We start from the raw sequence: 15,893 nt of genomic DNA on the forward strand, positions 1-15,893 counted from the left end.
TCTCACCTTTAAAACTTTTCAACATACTACAATATATTTTGTCCAACCGCTCTTTCAACATTATCCTGAATTTCCTTCAACCCAATGCCTTTTGTGCCTTCGTGGCTTGGAATCAAAATAATTGCTGGTGTGACGTCACTTTTATAGCGATCAATCGTTTCAGTCGCTAATTCAGAAGCTTCTTCAGTGATAAAAATAACTCCGAAATTATTTCTTGCCATACTTTCAATCGTTTCCCTAATTTGTTTAGATGAAACAGCATAAATGACCTCAAAGCCAAAGAGTTTGAATGGCATAACAGAATCTCTATCGCCAATAACACCAATCTTATAAGCCATCTATCATCCGCATCCTTTCTCTTACAACTTCTACTGGAAAATTACTTCGCTTGCTGACTAAAATCAGTCGTAAATTTTTCCACTCAACTTCTTTTGCATTTAAAAATGCCACTAATGGTAATGGGCCAAACGCCATGATCTTCGCTTTATCAAACAGACTCGTTAAATAATCGTCTTTGACTTTTTCAAAAGCTACTAAATCCAATTCTTTTGTATCAGTAGATACAATCGACTGAATCAGTCGTCCATAAGTAGTATTTAATACAAAATCAGTAAAACTCGTTAATGGCTGCTCTGTAAAATCCAAAAATTGTTCTTTAGAAATACTGCCTGAGCTAGATAAAACTGTCGACAAAAAATTCTCGTGTCGTCCTTGAACGATGCCTCTAGCCATCGTAGAAATATTTGTTAGATCGATAAACGCGACGACTTCCGTAAGGATATCCTTGTCATTCAGCGTTTCCGCTAATTGCTTCTGGAATGTTAGAAAATTACGATCATAAATAATATCGATTGCCTGCAATGTAGAAGATTCTTGGAAGTAATCTAACACTTCCAGAATGGCATTCATCAGTACTTCAGGTAATTCAGTAGAAACTCGTGTTCGAATCGCACTTTTTAATGTTTCGATAGAATAGCGCCCATCATCAATAAACAAATCATCTAGATTTTTCCCAGTCAACTCAGCTTTTGTTAAGACCTTTAAGTTGTGAAATGTTGCTCTTGAAGTATAAATCATAATTACTTCTGGTTCTGGAGCCAAGTCATACAACCATTCATACAATTTCCCTTTTTCTTTTGAATAAATATATTCAAAATTTTCTGCAAAATCGGTTGTCATATATGTTCCATAAACTGTATTTTTTAAAAGCTCTTTTAGCTCATTGCTATTTTTTGCATTCAATAATTGTTCATATTGAGCATTAGTTAACAGCTCTGTTTCTTTAAGACGAATTAAGGGGTTGATTTGATTATATGCAGTCTCTTTCATCCTGTTCCTCCTAACCTAAAATCTGAACGAGTCTGTATCGCTTTGACAAAAAAGTATCTTTCCAGTATGTTCTCCTCATGCACCGTTTCTCTTTACGGAAAAACTATCCTGTGAAGCAAGATACCTTTATATGCGTTCCAAACTCGTTCCCCTTCATATAAAAACTATTTATTGGAACAACATTTCTGCAAGTTGAAAACTTTCCATTTTTTTAATTTCTTGAACCAAACTTGAAAATAAAAAATTATACTCAATGCCCTCTTTGGAAACAATAAACCCGCCTACGCTCGGAATGACCTCGGGGTCCAAATGGAGTTTCATTTTTTCTGTTGCATGATCCAGTAGCCATTGATATGATAGCTTACCTTTAGAAAGCTCGCCTAATTTCAGGTTAGCTTCCCCTTCAATTGGCAATTGAGACATAATTTGTTCAGCAAATTCTTGAAATTCAGCTGGCGTCCACTGATTCATTCGTTCAATTGACTCTGAAAATAACTGTTCTAGATAGTCTTGCTTTTGGTTCAACGTAGCTTGTTTAATTTCCAATTGTTGACGATGTTCTTTTTGCTTAAAAGCTTTATTTGTCTGTTCTTGATTTTTCTCAATCAGCGTACTTTCTTTTAAAAATAGTGCCTCTTCCTGTTCTTGGTACTCTTGATCAATTCGAGCAGTTTCCACTTTTTTTAATGCTGAAACTTCTATTTGACCTTTTTCAAGAATTTGTTCGACAATTTTTTCGATTGCATCCATTTTTTTCCTCCTACTATTTCACATTTAAAACAAGTAAGAATGAGATAACAAACCCAAGGATAGCATACGTTTCAACCATGGCAGCGTAAATAATCCCTTTTGTTGCATGTTCAGGTTTTTTCGCTAAAATTTGAATACCTGCTGCGGCAACTCGACCTTGTGCAATACCTGAAAATAATCCAGCAAACGCAATTGGCAATGAAGCAACAAAGTAATCTAATCCTTGAACCATTGTCATATCATTGTTTAAATTAATAAAAATTAAAAACGCAATAACAAATCCATACAACCCTTGTGTTCCAGGTAGTAATTGTAAAATCAATGCTTGACCAAACTTTTCAGGTTGTTCTGTTGTTAATGCTGCAGCTGCTTCACCTGTAAAACCAACTCCCTTAGCTGAACCAATCCCAGCAAGAATTGTCGCCATTGCCATTCCTAAAACTGCAAAAAGAATGCCACCATTGTTGTTAATTAAATAATCTATCATATTATTATTCCTCCACTATTCTTTTACTTTTTGTTTTTTCAATATTCATATACTTCTCTTCTGTTTTTAATGGTTTGAATGCGCGCCCCCCGCCAGTGTAAAATTTTCCGAAAAATTCAACATATTGTAAACGTGCTCCATGAACGTAGGCACTTAATAAGCTTAAAAACAGATTCAAAGCGTGTAACGCAATGATCAACACAATACCTACAGTAAACCTAGCAACAGGCGGCATAAAAGCTACTAACATATTAAATGCTGCCGCAATACTTCCACCTGAAATACCTAAAGCCATCAAACGTGTATAACTGACTAAATCACCGATATAGCTAGTCAAACCATATAACCCATACAGCCCCTTAGCTAACCCTTTGACTTTAGATTTTGTTTGAATGATTGGTACGATTACAATCGACAATGCAGATATTACAGACACAATAATTCCAGCTGTTACCAAACCGTCATTATTAAATACTAGCATTCCTATTACTACAATCAAAATCCCGACTAGCAACCCTTGCCAAGCAAAACTTTCGCTAATGCTATCCAGATACCGTTTGCGTTTCGTCAATTCGATCCCGTTAACCATCAAACCAGTCAACAATTGAATAAATCCAAAAATAACGGATAAAATCAAAATCGTATTGACATCTTCGGTCGTTGATAAAATAGGAAAAGGCAGTTGAATACCAAATAGAACTTTAGGTAGCGCTCCACCGAAAAACGAGCCATAGATAAATCCCCAAATAATTGTTGGAAATGATAAAATCAGAAAGAAATCGGCAAAACGCTTCATTCCTCTCGGTAATATCATTAATTTAAGAACCAGTAAAGCTCCTAGAAACATTAACAAGCCATACCCAATATCTGCCACCATCATACCGAAAAAGACCATATAAAAAGGTGTCATGATCGGTGTTGGGTCGATTTCATCATATTTGGGCAGACTATACATTTCCGTTAACATCTCAAATGGAGCCACCACAGAATTGTTTTTTAGCTTAACTGGAATGTCCGTTTGAATTTCAGTATCCGATGGCTGGTCAAATGTGATATACACTTCATCATTTGGCAGTAAATCTTGTAAGTCCGGCTTCTCTTCAACAGGGATCCAACCTTGCATGATGAAAAAATAGGAAGTATTCAGTAAATGTTTTTTCGCCTCTTCCCGATGGATATACGCATACGTCATCTCTTCTGCTAAATATAATTCTTCTATATGATCACGATAAGAAGACAATTTTCTCTTTATGTCTCTCTCTTCCTTGACAAGCATAGCCAGTTCTTCTTTATTTTGTTGATACGCTTCTTTAGGTAACATATCGTATGGATAAACAAACTCATTAAAACTATATTCGTTGATGACCTCTGTTACCTTTGTTGCCTGGCTATTTAAATATACTAAGCTATAGTACACATGATGTTCACTATGGTATATCTCTTCCACATAAATAGAAGTAATTTTTTTTAAATCGGTTAGAAAATTCGGCTGATTTGCTGAATTGATTGAACCAAGTAAAAGTTCAACACTCTCTAATGAATTATTCTGCGGAATGACATCCAAATATTGCCAACGAGACAACCATTTTTCTTTTTCTAAACGCTCTTTTTTAGTTGCTTCAAGATCTAATAAACTACTTTTTAATGCAGCGACTTCCTTTAAATATCTGCTAATTCTCTCTTCATCAAATCCTTGCTCTAATGACTGTAACGTCAGAATTTTTCGTTTAATAGACGTCCTTTTTGAAGAACTCTCTGAAAATCGTTCAATGAAAATCAAAGCATCTTGGATTTCAGTTAACATGGTTTGATATCGTTTTTTTTGATATCCATCACTTTGCAACATCGTTGAAGCAAAATGTTTTTCTATATATGTGCTATCCACATTTGAATGAAAAAAATCTTTCATTTCGATTGCTTGCAAACCTTGGATTGCTTGAAGAATTTCTTCTTCTTTTTCAGCAGCCGCTATGATTGTCATTTTTTCCATTTTATTGACTGCCATAGATTGTTTTCACCCTTTCTATTACAAGATCAATAATAGAATTTTTGTTTTTTTCATATTTCTCTTTGAAAATTTGATTTTGCTCTTTTGCATCACTTAACAAAAGATCCTTTTGTTTTTGAAGTTGTTCATTTTTTTGTGACTCTAGCGTTTGAAGTAGCGTTGTTACTTTTTCTTGACTATCAGCTTGCTTTCGTTTAAATGCCTCTGCTTTTTGCTGTTCATATTTGTTCATTTCTACTTTAGCAGCTTGCCGCATTTTTTCTACACACTTTTCTGCCTCCTGAATCTTATCCAATGCTTTTAAAACCAATTTTTTCACCCCTATCATTTGTATCTTTGCTGTTCAATCTTATTATTGAACGGAACTTTTTTTATTACAAACAAAAAGAGAATAACCTGTGCATTGTTTACAAGTAGCACACTTATTCCCTTAAAAAATAAAAAAGGGCATAAGTTCAAAAACCGTTCTTCTCACCCCTTGAAGAACATGATCCTTGAAGCTTACGCCCAACCATTTTTATTCATATGAATGTATCTTAGCAAAAAAAAAAAGAAATTACAACTGCTTTTTGTGTCCACTTTATCTGACATGTATTTTCAGAAAAAAATCCCATCTTCATTTGAAGATGGGAAAGGAGTTTTACTCATGAGAGTAAATGAAAAAAGTTTATTGTTAGGATAAATTTATCTTACTATTCTATTTTTACTTTTACAAATGATACGCATAACAACTTTTTTACACTACTAAAAAAAGAACGTTTCTAAGCCATAAGGAGTGTGACTGACCCGTTCAACAATCGTCTCTTTCCAGACATCTGTGAACCAGTCATACTGAATTTGATTGATAATACTTTTTTTCAGCTCTGTAACCATCGTTTCATTATCAATCTCCCCGTCATAAAACAAACCTAATGTAGTTAAGATTTTAACATTACTATGTTGTTGAAAGCGGTAGATACGTCCTTTTTCTATATAATAAAACCAGTGATTGATAATAACCGCAAAGCGTTCCTCTTTCTTTTCTAACAATGTAATAAACGTCGCTGTTGAAATTTTCTTCATACATTAACTCCCTTGATGATTTTCGCATGTTTTTTTTTAGTAACTTTGCTAAAATATACTCTCGTCTAAATGCTATAGCTTTATAGTTTATCCATCATATCAAAAAATTTAAACAGAAACAATCCTATTCCGATAACGTTGTATCCTCACTTTTTTTATTAATAAATCAAGCTTATATGATTATAGATATAAATGAATAGGTTTCCCATTTAAACTTAACGTCAAAAATGGTAAACTATTTGGTATAATATAAAAAGATGCTCATTATTATTCGCGATTGGAGAATCAAATATGGAACAAAAATTAATCAAAATAACAACTACATTTCATAATACTTGGTTGATCGATGTAAAAGAAGATGATTTTTCTAAAGAAAATAATATCTTATTTGGAGATACACTGCGTCTTTCTATCAGTAAAAGCGATTCCTATTATTTTGCAGAAGCAATTGCATTAACCCACGAAAGAGAAATTCTAACTAAAGAAAAACCATCTAACAGTGAATTTGAATTTTTCCAACACATGAAAAAAGTACAAGAGCAGAATTATTCTAAAGGGCTAGCGGAAAAATATCACATAGAAGGATATGTACTCTCAACAATCGCTACAGATAACCTTAAAACAAATGATTGACGATAAAACAAATAATAGCCTCTGATTTACTTCATTCAACAGGAAAAGTAAATCAGAAGCTATTATTTTGCACTTTTTTTGTTACGCACTTTTTACTTATACAATTAGTTTTTTTTAGTTAAATTTTTTGTTTGCAAAATTGTTTTTTTGATAATATTAGATACGTTTTATGCTCCACCTGTAACTACATATACTGAAATAACGCTTGCTATAACAGCTATAAATGAAATCATCAACACACCTCCACTCATCATTTTTCGAAATCAACGTTTGCAAACAAATAATTTTCCTTAGGTAAAGAATAACAAACAAGTCCAAGAAAATAAAGTAGGAGAATTGAAAAGTGCGAAATTGGCATAAAATTCAGATAAATTATTTACTTTTTTATGAAAATTGAGATTTTTTTATTCATTTCATGCTATAATCGCATATGAAGGGAGAGAAACTCTTGAATATCATAGAAACTTTACGTTTTTTTAGACTTAAATTAAAGTTAACTCAAAAAGAAATGATGTCTGACTATACTGACCCATCTACCTATTCAAAAATCGAAAGTGGCAAACGATCTTTAAAAGTAAATGAGTTAGAGGAAATATTGAATCAAACCTCTATTAATGTTGAAGAGTTTTTCAGTTTTACAACTTTTGACAAACATCAACAAGATTTTAGGGAGACTTTTTATTATTGTGGTGCACATTTAGAAAATAAAAGCACTAAACAAAAATTACTTAACTATTATTTTTCAGTAAAAGATAAAGAAAATAAATCCTTGAGGGAATTATCAAATTACATTGCCATAAAAAACTTTTTCAATGCTCATTGGGAGGAAGTTGACCCAGTTACTTTTAAAGAAATAACGGATATATTCGAAGATCTAATGAATAAGCCCTTTTACCTTCAATATGATTATATCATCACTGCAAATTTAATTCGTTTTTTTAGTGCAAAACAGGCTGATTTATTACTTGCAAGAATGTTTCCTATAAAATATGAGGAACAACGAGACTTTACCACAAAAAAATTTGCTCATAATATTCTTATCAATCTTATATCAATGCGTTTGTATGCTAAAGACTATCCCAGCGCCGAAAAATATATAAAACTCGCTAAAAAACAGGATAAACAAAATGAAAACTATAGCTTTAAATTGAACCTTCAGTATTTAACGAATCTCTTAAACTATATCCTTGAAGGAGAACCTGTTTATATGGAACGCGTTTATGATTTTATACATCTCCTAGAGAATACTGGAGATACTTTACAGGCTGAACAGGTAAAAAAAGAAGTAAAGATGCTCACACATGAAAGAGATAGTGAAAAAATGCTGAGAAATTATGCTGTTGGTTTGTTAAAAGAGTCTTAACACACAATACAGAGACTATTTCAAAAAGTATCCCACCTCATTAAAGGTGGGATAAGGAGTATTACTCGGATTGAGTAAAATGAAAATACTGTTAGGGTACATTTATATTACTACAAACTGTAATAGATATCAACCCTAAAGTATTTATTTTTTTATTCATGCAATTATTTTTCATGTTTTGACATTAGCCTACGATTTCCATGTAGGAAAGCACACTCCTTTTCTTCCATCACTCATCGTGTACTTTTTTAGTTTGCATTGATCATTTCAGACTACTTTCTATTAATAAATTTTTCGTATCAACACTGTTTTTATATAATTAATTTTTCTGTTAAAATAAAGAAAATCACGCAAAGAAGGCGAATTTATTTGAATATAGCATATAAAAAAAGAATTATCATTTTATTTATATTATTATCGATAAGCATCCTTTCTATCTTCCCTTATTTTTTCAATAATTATATTTTCAGTCAAGATGACCTTATATTTCACCGAACTAGATTGGAAAATTATACTCAAGCGATTAGACATTGGGATTTTTTCCCACGAGTCTTTCCTACTATGGGGCTTAATTTCGGCTATGCTGCTGATCTATTTTATCCCTCTATCTTATTATTACCTTTTGCACTTTTCAGGATTGTAGGATTTGCTTTTGTTCCTTCTTATTATATGTATCAAGTTTTAATTAGCTTCATTACTGCAACAACCGCTTATTATTTTCTATATTCGATCAAAAGATCAGAAAAACTAGCACTAGTATTTTCTTGTCTCTACACCCTTTCGAGCTATCGTTTAATTGATCAATCTGTTCGAGGAGCACTTGGAGAAACGTTGGCATTTGCTTTTCTACCTTTATTTGTTCTTGGTGTATATTCACTATTTTATACTGATAAGCATCGTTGGCAACTCCTAGCAGTCGGTATGAGTTTATTGATTGCCAGCCATTTGATTACAGCATTGTACTCTTTTGTTTTTCTAATACTCTTCATCTTGGTAAATTGGAAAAAATGTCACCAGACTCAAATCACTGGTTTGATTCAGGCAGGGTTCTTAACTATTGGTTTATCCGCATGGTTCTTATTTCCTTATTTGGAACAAGTCAATCATTTAACCTTCAACTTTAGTAATACTACTTTATGGCCTAGCGGTTTAAATTTTAGTTTGGCAAATTTATTGATAAATAGTATTGCGAATGTGAGTGCACCTTTTACAGAGCTAAAACCTAATATTGGTCTTCTACTTATCGTTTTTGTCATCATTTCCGGCATTCATTTTCGACATTTGACTTCTGTAAATAAACGTCTTATGTGGGTTACATTTTTAATGATCATACTAGCCACGAATCTATTTCCTTGGGGACTCTTTAAAGTCTCAATTCTAGCAAAGATTCAATTTCCTTGGAGATTATTATTGTTCGCTACTTTTTTCGCTAGTTTATTGGCTACTAGCTTGATCGAACAATTTCGTTTATTATCAACAAAAAATGTCCTTCTCATTATCGCTATTTCCAGTTTTTTAACACTGGGATTCAATGTTAATAATTTAGTACAAAGTACCACTCAAAATAACATAACCGTAACAAATAAGAACTTTTCTGATTTTTATGAATCGGAAATTGGTCATGGCAAAGAATATTTAGTAAAAGATACTGATTTTAAGAAGTATTTTGCCGCACCAGGTTTATTTATTGATGGTATCCCTTATGCTTCTTCTCCTAATCAAATAAACAACGATTACAACCATAGTACTTATACAGTACAGCTTAACAGAACTCAAGAGGTTCAGTTACCTAAATTTTACTACAAAGGATATGAAGTAATAGTCAATCGAAAAGTAGTGAATTCTTATAACAAGAATGGTTTGGTCACCGTTACTCTTGGTTCGGGTGTGCATTCCATTGATATTTTTTATAAAAAAACTATGATTCAGAAAGTTTCAGTTCTATTCTCACTTTTTTCGTTGGGAATATTGATTTTAAAAAATAGAATGAATAAGAGACGATTAAGTAAATGATGCTTGTTTTCCATGTACTATAATTACTCTGTACAGGAGTTAATATAGTACATGGAAAACACTAAAAAATTTACCTCTAGTTATTGAGTCAGTGTTTTATTTATTTGCATAATGCTAATGATTATAGGTTCATTTACAACGGCTCTTTTTACTCTTGTTGTCTTCCTTCACTACTTTTTTTCTGGTATTTTACTCTTTTCTTCGATATTCCTAACCACTTTAGCGGGACTTCCTACAACAACAACATTATCAGGAATGTTTTTTGTTACCGTTGAATCAGCTGCAACAATCGAATTTTCTCCAATTGTCACCCCAGGCAAAACAGTAACATTTGCACCAAGCCATGCATTCTTCTTAATACAAATCGGTTCCACTTTGATCCCTCTTCTATCCTTAGGAGAAACTAAATGATTGACCGTGATGAGTCTGGATCCTGGGCCAATCAAAACCTGATCTTCAATCGTAATGCCACCTAAATCTACAAATGTCACATTTTGGTTAATAAAAATATCTTTACCAAATGTGATATGCCTACCAAAGTCACTATAAAAAGGTTGGGAAATGGTTACGGATGAATCGATTGTTTGCTTAGTGATTTTCTCCAAGAGTGCCAAAACCTCTCTATTCGAATAATATTGTGTATTCAATGTCATGATCAATCGTTCATTTTTCTGTTTAATTAAATGAATTTCTTTAAACAAAGGAGACTCTTTTAAAATTTCTTTTCCTGTAATTTGCTTCTGTAAATCGGTATTTAACATTTATTCTCCATCCTTTCCCTTTCAACTACCCAAATTATACCTAAATCGTTTATACTTAACTAATACCCATAATGAATAACGAACTATTCTTTTTAATTATACGAAAGGATGATAAAATGGAGCTTCGTGTCTTGACTTATTTTTTAGCAGTCGCTAGAGAAAAAACAATTAGTAAAGCAGCTGAAGTCTTAAATCTTTCACAACCAACACTTTCAAAACAATTAAAAGAGCTAGAAGATGAGCTCGGTGTTACATTATTTATTCGCGGAAATCGATCTATCACACTAACAGAAGATGGTATCTATTTAATGAATAGAGGGAAAGAAATTCTATCGTTAGTTGAATCAACAACAACTAATCTCCTCAAAAATGAAGTGATAAGTGGAGAAATAACAATTGGAGGTGGTGAAACAAGAGCGTTCGAGTTTCTTGGGAAACTGTTTCACGAATTACGAGATCACTATCCAGAAATTAATATAAATATTTATAGTGGCAATGCGGACGATGTATTGGGAAAGATTGATAAAGGACTTTTAGATTTCGGGTTGGTTATTGATCCTGTAGAAAAACAAAAATATGAATATATCCGTTTACCTTTAATTGATAACTGGGGAATTCTAGTTAATAATTCACACCCTATGGCTAATAAAGCAATGGTTCAACCAAAAGATATCATGCATACACCTTTGCTTATTTCAAATCAATCACTCGTTGACAATCAACTATCGGAATGGCTTGGAGGAAATCTAGAGCAACTTAACATCATCGGTACATATAACCTTCTTTATAATGCCTCTTTACTGGTAAAACAACATGTTGCGAGTGTCCTTTGTATTGACGGGATCGTAAATACGGCTAATACAACGTTAACTTTTATTCCTTTTTCACCTCCACTAACTGCACACATCAATATTGTTTGGAAAAAGAATCAAGTTTTATCAAGTGCTTCAAAAGAATTTTTGCGTCTGCTTCAAAAGCAAAAAAATTAAAAATAGTGTGATAAAGGTGGCTTAACTAACTGATAATAACGATCAATACAAACAATAGACAGTAGAAATGTATGCTCACCAACGTTTCTACTGTCTATTGTTTTGACTGTGTAGTAATAACTATACTGCCCTGATAACCTAATTGATTTAACTTCAAAAAGTTTAGTATCAATCTTCCTTTAGTAACACATATTTTATTTGTTATCAATTTTTCCAATAATGTGTAAAAATTCTCCCATCATACCAAAATTTACATTATCAGGATTATTGAGAATCAAAACTGACATTAATTTTGCAAAAGCCAATCATTTACGGAAGGCTACTCATTGAAATCTTTTGCTAAATTTATTTTTTATTAGACTTATAAACTACTTTGTGACCATTTTTACAAAAAAGAAGTTGATTTATACTCAACTTCCATCAGCGTATTTTATTGACTATATAAATTCAACAATCATTAGATAAAAGAATATCGCCAGAAAATACAGAATATACGAACTCATGACCATCCTGCTGAGGTTACTATTTTTCCATTTACCCAAATGAAATTTTTGAAAAGTGATTAACAACATTGTTATCGTAATCAAAAATACACATATACCTCTGAAGTTAAAAAACATATTCCATAGATGTGAATGCGTTGATATTTTAGTTCTAGGTAAAAAATAGTAAATAATAATAGCTAAGTTAATACCAAAAACATGACCTTTATTTGTTTTAGTCATACTCTTCCCCCATTTCCAATAAACTAATCTACATTTCTACTCTGCAAAATGAATATTTAGGTGAACTGGCCTAATAACATGACAGAACACTGTTTGTACAAATCATATATAGTCGTATAAGAAACTAGCTCCCAATACTCCCTAAAGCATGCCTTGAAGTGTAGTTTGATCTTCTTCATCTGAAAGTACCACTCCACTTTTACCTAAATCATGAGATTCTTCTGCCTTTTCTGAAGTTTGTAAAGCAATCCTAGTCAACGAAACACTGATCAACTATTTATTTTTCATCCTACCAACCCTAAATATATTATACGATGAAAACGCATTCTTGGAAATCTTTTTCTCAAATAATAAAAATATAAACCTTTATAACATTTGAAGAAGATTCACAAAATTCGTGATTGTTACACACTCACCTACGCTACTTGCAATGCCTGATTCGCAAATTTTTTTTTGGACGAAGGAAAACCTATAGAAATTTCATATGAAGAAAGTATACCGTATGAAATAACTTCACTTTTTTTAAACAACAAAGATAAGGTGCTTTCTCAGCTATTCAATAAATAATATAAATTTAATGTCATAATTAATGTACTCCCCTTGAATAAGAATCATTTGATTTTTATAAATAAAAAATGTTAATAGTTGTCGGAGTTAATCAGTCAACAACTTTAATGCTCTTGTAAATTTACAATTAATCGTGGTCATGACTCTTGATCAAATAATAAAATAGATGCTAGAAACGTTATACGATCCGCTACAGATCAACGATTCTAGCACCTATCTTTAAAAATCGAGTGGAGACGGCGGGAGTCGAACCCGCGTCCAAACACATTGCCACTTAAACTTCTACGTTCATAGTCATACTATTTTAAGGATTCGCTGAAGTTCATGCCGCATAACAGGCCCAAACTCTCGCTAGTCTGATGATCTCTTCTAAATTTTACAGACGGAAAAATTTAGCGTATCCCACTTAATTTGAGACCCTTACCCGAGCACATGGGCGATGCCGGGAGGATCTTCACCTGCTGTTTTTACGCAGCTAGAGCGAAAGTATTGTTTTCGTTTTTAGCAGTTATATTTAACTGTAACGTTTTTACGTAGACGTAACCTACGAAACGCGATTCAAGCTCAACTATGCCTGTCGAATCCGTAACGTCCCCGTTAAGATTAAATAGCATAATATACGCTTTGATTAGTATAACATATTTTTTTTAACTTTTAAAGGATCAACCGCTGATTCCTACACATTCTAACAAAGCAGGATAACACAACTGTCTAGTAATTTCTTCCATTAAACATCAATGGCCTGTTCCAAAAATATTTACTAAAACCGTCCCAATCACGATAAATCCAATGCCAATAATAGTTGGCGTATTGATTTGTTCTTTCCAATAAAGAACTGAAAAAATGGTGATCAAAATGATGCCAACTGCTCCCCATAGTGCATAGGCTACATTTAAGGGCATATATTTAATAGCTTTTGATAAACTGTAAAAACAAATAATATAGGCAATCAAGCATTCGACTGATGGTGCTAATTTACTAAAACCGTCTGTTGCCTTTAATAAATTAGTAGCAATCACCTCACTGATTATAGCCACAAAAAGATATATATAACCGATCAAACTCGTTCACTCCTTATTATTCCTCAATCATTATATCAGAAATCTAATTAAATGAAACAACGATTTTGATTGTTCGCTTTTAAACTAAAAAAGGACCACCAATAGACTCTGCCATTCCAGTCTGATTGGTGCCCCATTATTTTTTATCTAAAAGAAGTTTTAACCTACTTCAATATCATGATTCCTCAGAATAGTTAAGCATCCAATTAATACCAAACTTATCAACAACCATGCCATATTTTTTGGACCAAAATGTTTCGCCTAGCGGCATGGATATTTTTCCACCTTCCGCTAAACGATTAAAAATCCGATCGATTTTTACTTCATCATCTGTACTAATCACCAAAGAAACATTATTACCTTCAATTAGAGTCAAACCCATACCATCTGGCACATCTGATATCATAACCGGTACTCCTTCGATCGTCATCGATGCATTGATGATCAAGTCTTTCCAAGCTTCTGGTGTTGGATGTTCTGGATCTTCAGGTGCATCTGCAAATGTCATGATTCCTTCATTTTTCACATCAAATACGGTTTCGTAAAACGCAATTGCATCTGCTGCTTCATTTTTAAAATTCAAGTACACTTCTAACATATCAACCATCCTCACATTCTATTTTTACTGATTATCTCATGGCAAAATAGAATAAGCGAAAAGAACGCTCAATTTAAACTAAAAATCAGTATTTTTTAAAAGCGCTTCAACAAATTTCTCCAAATACTCTTGGTCAATCTCATCATAGCCATGTGTGACCGAACTATCTAAATCTAAAACACCTAATAATTTCCCATCTTTGACCATAGGAACAACAATTTCGGAACGAGCAGCTGAATCGCAAGAAATATAGTTTTTGTGATTTTTAACATCTTCAACAATCAACGTTGCACACTTTTCGGCTGATTCACCACAGACTCCTTTTCCTATTGTAATACGGGTACAGGAAACTTTTCCTTGAAAAGGTCCTAAAACTAACTCTGCTCCATCAAATAAATAATAGCCTGCGAATACCGTTTTAGGCAGTGCATCTGCCAGTAAAGCTGAAGAATTTGCAAGGTTAGCAATTTTATCATGCTCCATTTCAATAATTGCGGCTTGCTGTTGTACTAGTAGTTGGTATGTAGCCAACTTTTCTTGCTTGTTTTTCCACATTTGTTCTATCCCTCTCTTTTCTACTCGTTTATTTTTTATTATAGCATAGCCCTTTTTGATTTTATCCTAAATAGATTGTTTTTTTATTCTAAAAGATATTCATACTCTTCATAACAAGTTCAAACGAATTCACACTTTCTTCTAGCTTTTTTATGTTTGATTTAATCTATTAAGGTTATAGTTTAATCATAGTAAACAACCAATAACTTTGTGGATGAACGTGGTGTTAAAACTCTTTGAGGACTAACGGATGTTTATTCTCGACCTGATGAGGTGTAGGTTCGAATCCTACCGTCCACGTACGTGCAACTTTTGCACTTGATCATACAATCAGCCGTTTTGAAAGGAAGGATGTCTTATGAAAAAAATCATCGTTACAGGTGCAGCATTATCTGCCATTACCTTCGTTGCGTATTCATTTTTGAAATATACACCGAAATATCAACATGATTATGGTAAATTATAGAAAAAAAGTTGTCCTGAACGTTTGGTGTTCAAGGCAACTTTTTTAAGTTGTTTTGATGATTATTTTATGAATTGAGTTATTTTAATACGAAATGATCCTGTCCTTAGTTCGTTAGATCTTCCCCATTAGTCGCAATAACTTTTTTATACCAGTCAAATGATTTTTTCTTCGAACGTTTCAACGTACCATTGCCTTCATTATCACGATCGACATAGATAAAACCATAACGTTTTTTCATTTCACCTGTTCCAGCAGAAACTAAATCGATACAGCCCCATGTTGTATAACCTAGTAAATCAACTCCGTCTAGCTCTACCGCATCTTTCATCGCTTGAATATGTGCTGCCAGGTATTCAATACGATAATCATCGATCACATTGCCGTTTTCATCTGGTGTATCCACTGCTCCTAAGCCGTTTTCAACGATAAATAATGGTTTTTGGTAACGATCATATAAGTCATTCATTGTTGTACGCAAGCCTAGCGGATCGATCTGCCAGCCCCATTCACTTGCTTCCAAGTATGG

At 32.9% G+C, this 15,893-nt stretch carries 15 protein-coding genes, 1 other RNA gene, 1 pseudogene and 1 other annotated feature; of the genes and pseudogenes, 4 read left to right on the forward strand and 13 right to left on the reverse strand.

The features are described from left to right. Positions 1-26: 26 nt before the first annotated feature. The 7 genes from I580_RS05395 to I580_RS05425 form a co-directional block, all read right to left on the reverse strand. A complete protein-coding gene (locus I580_RS05395) occupies positions 27-338 on the reverse strand; it encodes a V-type ATP synthase subunit F (protein WP_010772308.1) in 312 nt (103 codons plus the stop codon). Beyond that, complete coding sequence (locus tag I580_RS05400) at positions 328-1,329, reverse strand: V-type ATPase subunit (protein ID WP_010772307.1); 1,002 nt, start codon at positions 1,327-1,329, stop codon at positions 328-330. Before I580_RS05400 ends, I580_RS05395 begins: the two co-directional genes overlap by 11 nt. A 168-nt stretch (positions 1,330-1,497) precedes the next feature. Continuing rightward, the gene (locus tag I580_RS05405) at positions 1,498-2,079 is read right to left on the reverse strand and encodes a hypothetical protein (RefSeq protein ID WP_010772306.1); all 582 of its coding nucleotides are present in this window, start codon (positions 2,077-2,079) and stop codon (positions 1,498-1,500) included. A gap of 13 nt (positions 2,080-2,092) precedes the next feature. Further along, positions 2,093-2,566, reverse strand: coding sequence for a V-type ATP synthase subunit K (locus I580_RS05410; RefSeq protein ID WP_010760283.1), 474 nt, complete (start codon positions 2,564-2,566; stop codon positions 2,093-2,095). A gap of 4 nt (positions 2,567-2,570) precedes the next feature. Next, positions 2,571-4,571: a V-type ATP synthase subunit I gene (locus tag I580_RS05415; protein ID WP_010772305.1), complete on the reverse strand. Its 2,001-nt coding sequence runs from the start codon at positions 4,569-4,571 to the stop codon at positions 2,571-2,573. Further along, entirely contained in the window at positions 4,558-4,884 is a 327-nt protein-coding gene (locus I580_RS05420) for a hypothetical protein (protein WP_010772304.1), read from the reverse strand. The genes I580_RS05415 and I580_RS05420 overlap by 14 nt, the downstream gene beginning before the upstream one ends. Positions 4,885-5,039: 155 nt before the next feature. After that, positions 5,040-5,087, reverse strand: a sequence feature (sodium ion sensor (DUF1646 type); this cis-regulatory element may regulate processes involved in with the transportation of sodium ions). 231 nt (positions 5,088-5,318) lie between these two features. Continuing rightward, positions 5,319-5,636, reverse strand: a complete 318-nt coding sequence (locus I580_RS05425) for a hypothetical protein (RefSeq protein WP_010772303.1) — start codon at positions 5,634-5,636, stop codon at positions 5,319-5,321. 291 nt (positions 5,637-5,927) lie between these two features. On the opposite strand from I580_RS05425, the gene I580_RS05430 reads away from it, so the two are divergent. From I580_RS05430 to I580_RS05440, 3 genes are all read left to right on the forward strand, one after another. Continuing rightward, the gene (locus I580_RS05430; protein ID WP_010772302.1) at positions 5,928-6,269 is read left to right on the forward strand and encodes a hypothetical protein; all 342 of its coding nucleotides are present in this window, start codon (positions 5,928-5,930) and stop codon (positions 6,267-6,269) included. 448 nt (positions 6,270-6,717) lie between these two features. Continuing rightward, a complete protein-coding gene (locus tag I580_RS05435; RefSeq protein WP_010772301.1) occupies positions 6,718-7,632 on the forward strand; it encodes a helix-turn-helix domain-containing protein in 915 nt (304 codons plus the stop codon). Positions 7,633-8,001: 369 nt separating this feature from the next. After that, the gene (locus tag I580_RS05440) at positions 8,002-9,645 is read left to right on the forward strand and encodes a glycosyltransferase family protein (protein ID WP_010772300.1); all 1,644 of its coding nucleotides are present in this window, start codon (positions 8,002-8,004) and stop codon (positions 9,643-9,645) included. A gap of 170 nt (positions 9,646-9,815) precedes the next feature. Here I580_RS05440 and I580_RS05445 read toward each other — a convergent pair whose 3' ends face one another. Next, positions 9,816-10,406, reverse strand: coding sequence for a DapH/DapD/GlmU-related protein (locus tag I580_RS05445; protein WP_010772299.1), 591 nt, complete (start codon positions 10,404-10,406; stop codon positions 9,816-9,818). Positions 10,407-10,522: 116 nt separating this feature from the next. Between I580_RS05445 and I580_RS05450 the strand changes: the two genes are divergently transcribed. Continuing rightward, positions 10,523-11,395, forward strand: a complete 873-nt coding sequence (locus I580_RS05450) for a LysR family transcriptional regulator (RefSeq protein ID WP_010772298.1) — start codon at positions 10,523-10,525, stop codon at positions 11,393-11,395. A 1,520-nt stretch (positions 11,396-12,915) separates the two neighbouring features. On the opposite strand, the gene ssrA is transcribed toward I580_RS05450, so the two are convergent. The 5 genes and pseudogenes from ssrA to bglH all read right to left on the reverse strand — a co-directional run. After that, positions 12,916-13,283: a transfer-messenger RNA gene (ssrA, locus tag I580_RS16700) on the reverse strand. A gap of 138 nt (positions 13,284-13,421) precedes the next feature. After that, positions 13,422-13,745 (reverse strand): DMT family transporter, encoded by a 324-nt coding sequence (locus I580_RS05460; protein WP_034860407.1) that lies wholly within the window; start codon positions 13,743-13,745, stop codon positions 13,422-13,424. Between the two features lie 178 nt (positions 13,746-13,923). Next, positions 13,924-14,355, reverse strand: coding sequence for a VOC family protein (locus I580_RS05465; RefSeq protein WP_034860336.1), 432 nt, complete (start codon positions 14,353-14,355; stop codon positions 13,924-13,926). A 69-nt stretch (positions 14,356-14,424) separates the two neighbouring features. Further along, positions 14,425-14,901, reverse strand: coding sequence for a GAF domain-containing protein (locus I580_RS05470; protein ID WP_010772294.1), 477 nt, complete (start codon positions 14,899-14,901; stop codon positions 14,425-14,427). A 569-nt stretch (positions 14,902-15,470) separates the two neighbouring features. Next, positions 15,471-15,893 (reverse strand): annotated as a pseudogene (bglH, locus tag I580_RS05475) (aryl-phospho-beta-d-glucosidase); the annotation flags it as partial.

It is taken from the genome of Enterococcus caccae ATCC BAA-1240 (assembly GCF_000407145.1).
Classification (GTDB): domain Bacteria; phylum Bacillota; class Bacilli; order Lactobacillales; family Enterococcaceae; genus Enterococcus_L; species Enterococcus_L caccae.

What these genes read in the sequence shown, in the direction of transcription:
- I580_RS05470 (WP_010772294.1), bottom strand. Translation starts at nt 14,901, where the DNA reads ATGTGGAAAAACAAGCAAGAAAAGTTGGCTACATACCAACTACTAGTA.
- I580_RS05450 (WP_010772298.1), top strand. Translation starts at nt 10,523, where the DNA reads ATGGAGCTTCGTGTCTTGACTTATTTTTTAGCAGTCGCTAGAGAAAAA.
- I580_RS05425 (WP_010772303.1), bottom strand. Translation starts at nt 5,636, where the DNA reads ATGAAGAAAATTTCAACAGCGACGTTTATTACATTGTTAGAAAAGAAA.
- I580_RS05395 (WP_010772308.1), bottom strand. Translation starts at nt 338, where the DNA reads ATGGCTTATAAGATTGGTGTTATTGGCGATAGAGATTCTGTTATGCCA.
- I580_RS05405 (WP_010772306.1), bottom strand. Translation starts at nt 2,079, where the DNA reads ATGGATGCAATCGAAAAAATTGTCGAACAAATTCTTGAAAAAGGTCAA.
- I580_RS05465 (WP_034860336.1), bottom strand. Translation starts at nt 14,355, where the DNA reads ATGGTTGATATGTTAGAAGTGTACTTGAATTTTAAAAATGAAGCAGCA.
- I580_RS05410 (WP_010760283.1), bottom strand. Translation starts at nt 2,566, where the DNA reads ATGATAGATTATTTAATTAACAACAATGGTGGCATTCTTTTTGCAGTT.
- I580_RS05445 (WP_010772299.1), bottom strand. Translation starts at nt 10,406, where the DNA reads ATGTTAAATACCGATTTACAGAAGCAAATTACAGGAAAAGAAATTTTA.
- I580_RS05415 (WP_010772305.1), bottom strand. Translation starts at nt 4,571, where the DNA reads ATGGCAGTCAATAAAATGGAAAAAATGACAATCATAGCGGCTGCTGAA.
- I580_RS05430 (WP_010772302.1), top strand. Translation starts at nt 5,928, where the DNA reads ATGGAACAAAAATTAATCAAAATAACAACTACATTTCATAATACTTGG.
- I580_RS05400 (WP_010772307.1), bottom strand. Translation starts at nt 1,329, where the DNA reads ATGAAAGAGACTGCATATAATCAAATCAACCCCTTAATTCGTCTTAAA.